Genomic DNA, 3,788 nt, shown 5'->3' with positions numbered 1-3,788 from the left:
GTTCCGGGCGGTCGCGACCAGGTACGACAAGCGCGACTACATGTACCGGGCCACAGTCGACATCGCCACGATGAAGATCTGGCTACGCGACCTCAGGGTGATGGTCGCGATCAGGGTGGTCGACGGCTGCGCGGCGATGGGCAGGCAGGCCACGATCCGGCCGTCCGGGGTGAGTTGATCCACCCATGCCTGGGGCAGCCGTGGGGGTGCGCACCATGCCGCGATGCGCTGGTAGGGGGCGTGCGGCGGGTAGCCGTTCATGCCGTCGGCGAGATGGCAGGTGATCGTGGTGACGCCGCGTTCGTGGTGCAGGCGGTTTGCCCATGCGACGAGGTGGTCGCTGATGTCGACGCTGGTGACGCGCCCCGACGTGCCGGCTCGGGCGGCGAGCAGGGCGCCGGAGTATCCCGTGCCGGTGCCGATCTCCAGCACATGGTTGCCGTCGCGCACCTGGAGGGCGATCACGTCGCGCTGGATGGCTTCCGGCGCGGATCGGTGCAGGGTTTCACCGCGCTCCCCGTTGTGGACGTAGTAGCGCTCGGGAACGCTGCTGAGCAGCGGATCGGCGGCGGTCACAGGCTTCTCTCCGGGATGGGCGGCGGCGTGGGTCGGCGAGTTCAGTGGCTCAAGGCGCGAATCCTGTCCGCATGTGGAGGAGCTGTCTCCAGCGACGTGATGATCGAGGGGTTGGCTTCGAATCGGCGTGGATCGCCGCGGTGGTCGACCGCGTCGGCGGGCCGCCCGGACGCCAGTGCCTGCACGGTTAGAACAGGCGGGGCTGCGCGTCGGTGTGGCACGTGTCGGGGGTCATCGGGATACCGGCTCGTTGGATGAGCTGCGCCAGGGACGGCGGTGTGTCCCACAGACGGGCGGCGAGTTCTGGCAGCAAGAGGGCGGCTGCGGTGGCGTCCCAGAGAGCCCGGTGCGGCTGGCTACCGACCGCGGCCGCGTCGACGCGTGTTTTCAGGCCGAGTCGGTCGATGACGGTGGTGAGGCTGTGCCCGGCCCCGAGGACGATTGCTCGCGACAGCCGCAGAGTGTCCAGGAGGCCGGCTGGGCGCAGCTGGGGCAGCTGTCGCCGGAGCAGGCGCCAGTCGACGGCGACGTGGTGGCCGATGAGGTAGCGGCCGGTGACACGGTCGGTCACGTCACGTTCGAGGTCGGCGAGGTTCGGTGCCGCGCGTAGGGCGGCGCCGCTCACGCCGGGTGGTAGCCGGGCCCTGTGGTTCAGTGGGCGGGCGGGGTTGACCAGCGTGGCGAGGGCGGCGCCTGGTTGAGGCGCGCCGCCGTGCAGGGGGACGAGGGCGAGTTCGAGGATTGCCTCCTTGTCACGGTCTTGACCTCCGGTGCCTTCGAGGTCGATGCCGACCAGGGCGGCGTTGGTCCAGCAGGTCGCTGTGTCGCTCAACGGTGGTTCTCGTTCCGGTGAGATGCGGTCGGCTGTCGCTCGTGCTCCCGGTCGTGCACCCCGCCCTGCGCGGGGGCGGTGACTGCGGTCGGCTGGTGCGCGGCGGCTGTTTGCTCGCCGTAGTCGTGGGGCGGCGCGTCGGCCTGGTCGAGTCTGTCCGCAGCTTGCCGCCAGGGCAGGAACGCCACGCTGGTGAGGGTGAGCGCGGCGGTTGCGGTGATGGCGGTGCGGGCGTCGGTGGTGGCGACGATGATGCCCGCGCCCAGGACGAAGACAGGTTGGGTCAGCTTCGAGGTAATCGACGAAGCCGTGATTACCCGGGACATTCGCTCAGCGGTTGTGTGGTTCGCGCGGTAGCTGGCGAAGACGGGGTTGAACGCGCCGGCGAAGAACAACAGCAGTGTCTCCGCGATCACGATCACGATCAGCCCTGGGGTGCCGGGCGGGGCGGCGGGGATGAGGCCCATCCACAGGGCGCGGGCTGCTCCAGCGGCCAGCAGGACCGGCCGGAGACTGTAGCGGCGCACCAGCGGGCCGGCGGCGAGGGAGCCGAGGACGCCGCCGAGGCAGGGCAGCCCGAACGCCAGACCGTACTGCCACGGCGGCAGGTCCAGGTCGCGAAGCATGAACACCGCCACGACGGGCGCGGCTGCCATGATGCCGCCCCCGAAGATCACCGCGTTGACCAGCAGCGCACGCAACCCAGCATGACCGAGGATGTACCGCCAGCCCTCGACGGCTTCCCGCGCCCGGCCTGCCCCCGCCTGCCGTACCGGTGGTGGCGGTTCCGGACCGCGCAGGCGGTGCACCGCGACGGCGGACAGCAGGAAGCTGCCGGCGTCCACGACGACGGACGCGGTGGCGCCGAGCCACGACACCAGGACACCGCCAGCGGGCGAGCCGGCACTGTGGGCCATCCACTGGGACGTCTCGAACCGCCCGTAGACGGCGACCCGATGCTCGGCGGGCACCAGATCCCGCAGGTGGGCGCCGCTGGCAGCGGCGAACACGATGCCGCCCGCCGTCTGCGCCACGGCGACCACGCACAACTGCCCATAGGTGAGCCAACCGAGCAGCGCGGCAGCGGGAACACTGGCCAGGGCCGCGAACCGCAGGACGTCCGCACCGATCATGACCGGCCGTTTGGGCCGGAACTCCACCCACGGCCCCAGCGGCACAGCGACGGCGGCGCTGGCGACGCCGGACACCACCGCGAGCAGGGATACCTGCAGCGCGGAGCAATCCAGCAGCAGAACCACGATCAGCGGCAGGGCACCGGCGCCGACGGCGGAGCCCAGCTCACTGATCGAGTACGCCTGCCACAAGCGGCGCACATCGGCGTTCCACGCCCGTGCTACCCGGCGACCGACCCGCCGCCGCAGGGCCGCTGGTTCGCGTGCGCGGCCTGCGATCATCGGCCCAGCTGGTGTAGGTCCTGGCGTGCTCGGTGCAGGGTGCGCCGCAGGCCGGCGAGGCGCCGCGCGGGCATCACGGCGGCTGGCAGGCTGGTGTGGATGCGCAACTCCCGACACGCCAGCAGGACCATGTTGACAGCGAAAGCCGCGGTGAGGCCACCGCGGTGCACGCGGTCGGTGACGGCGGCGGTGAGGGTCGGGCTGGCGGCGCCGACGATACGCAGGAGCGCCAGGTCGTAGCCGGGCAGGTAGCGCCCGGCGTGCTCGAAATCCACCAGGCCGCAGTGCCCGCCGTCGAGGAGCATGTTCGCCGGCAGCGGATCACCGTGGGCGGTGACCCGGACCGGGCCGAGCCGGTCGACGAGGGCGTGCAGCGCACGGCGATCGTCGTCGTCGATCAGCGTGGCGGCGTGTTCGGCGTCGAGACGGCCGTGGTAGTCGATCGGTTCCGGCAGACCCGGTGTTGGTGTCCAGCAGGCGAATGTGTCGAGGGTGTCCAGGACCTGCCCTGCGGTAGACGCGCTGATGTCGCCGGTGAGGTGACGGTGCTCGTGCAGGCGCTGCCCGGGGAGCTGCGTCAGGACGGTGAGCGGTCGTCTGCCCACAGCACCTGCGGCACGCTCACCGGCGGCGGCTGATCGGTGAACAGCTCATACACGCGCAGTTCGTGGTGGCGCCGGCCCACCCAGTACGGGTCGCCGGTCGTCAACAGCTTCACGATCACCGGCCGGCCCACGTGGCGGCCGGTAGCGACGACGGCCTTGTCGGTGCGGTGCACGACCCGGCCGATGCCCACCCCCGCAGTGCCCGCGCGGGCGACCAACATCGCGAACTGCTCGGCCGCCGCATCCGCCGCCGCGGCGTCCGTGTTAGGAAGTGTCTCGTCGATCTTGGGTGAGGTCGCGTAGCCAGATCTTCATCGTGGCGATGTCGACTGTGGCCCGGTACATGTAGTCGCGCTTGTC

General features: G+C 71.1%; 5 protein-coding genes. All 5 read right to left on the bottom strand.

The window, feature by feature from the left end:
- Nucleotides 1-36 precede the first annotated feature (36 nt).
- Complete coding sequence (locus AB0873_RS31955; protein WP_366604477.1) at nucleotides 37-576, bottom strand: methyltransferase domain-containing protein; 540 nt, start codon at nucleotides 574-576, stop codon at nucleotides 37-39.
- A gap of 187 nt (nucleotides 577-763) precedes the next feature.
- Nucleotides 764-1,408, bottom strand: coding sequence for a 3'-5' exonuclease (locus tag AB0873_RS31950; protein WP_366604475.1), 645 nt, complete (start codon nucleotides 1,406-1,408; stop codon nucleotides 764-766).
- A complete protein-coding gene (locus AB0873_RS31945) occupies nucleotides 1,405-2,742 on the bottom strand; it encodes an MFS transporter (RefSeq protein ID WP_366604473.1) in 1,338 nt (445 codons plus the stop codon). The genes AB0873_RS31950 and AB0873_RS31945 overlap by 4 nt, the downstream gene beginning before the upstream one ends.
- Before the next feature lie 77 nt (nucleotides 2,743-2,819).
- Nucleotides 2,820-3,428, bottom strand: coding sequence for a phosphotransferase (locus AB0873_RS31940; protein WP_366604471.1), 609 nt, complete (start codon nucleotides 3,426-3,428; stop codon nucleotides 2,820-2,822).
- The gene (locus AB0873_RS31935) at nucleotides 3,401-3,649 is read right to left on the bottom strand and encodes a hypothetical protein (RefSeq protein WP_366604470.1); all 249 of its coding nucleotides are present in this window, start codon (nucleotides 3,647-3,649) and stop codon (nucleotides 3,401-3,403) included. The genes AB0873_RS31940 and AB0873_RS31935 overlap by 28 nt, the downstream gene beginning before the upstream one ends.
- Between the last annotated feature and the right edge of the window lie 139 nt (nucleotides 3,650-3,788).

It is taken from the genome of Micromonospora sp. NPDC047707, from assembly GCF_040704235.1.
Classification (GTDB): domain Bacteria; phylum Actinomycetota; class Actinomycetes; order Mycobacteriales; family Micromonosporaceae; genus Micromonospora.
The sequence above is the reverse complement of the archived record's forward strand: the minus strand, read 5'-3'. Positions and strand labels throughout refer to the sequence as shown.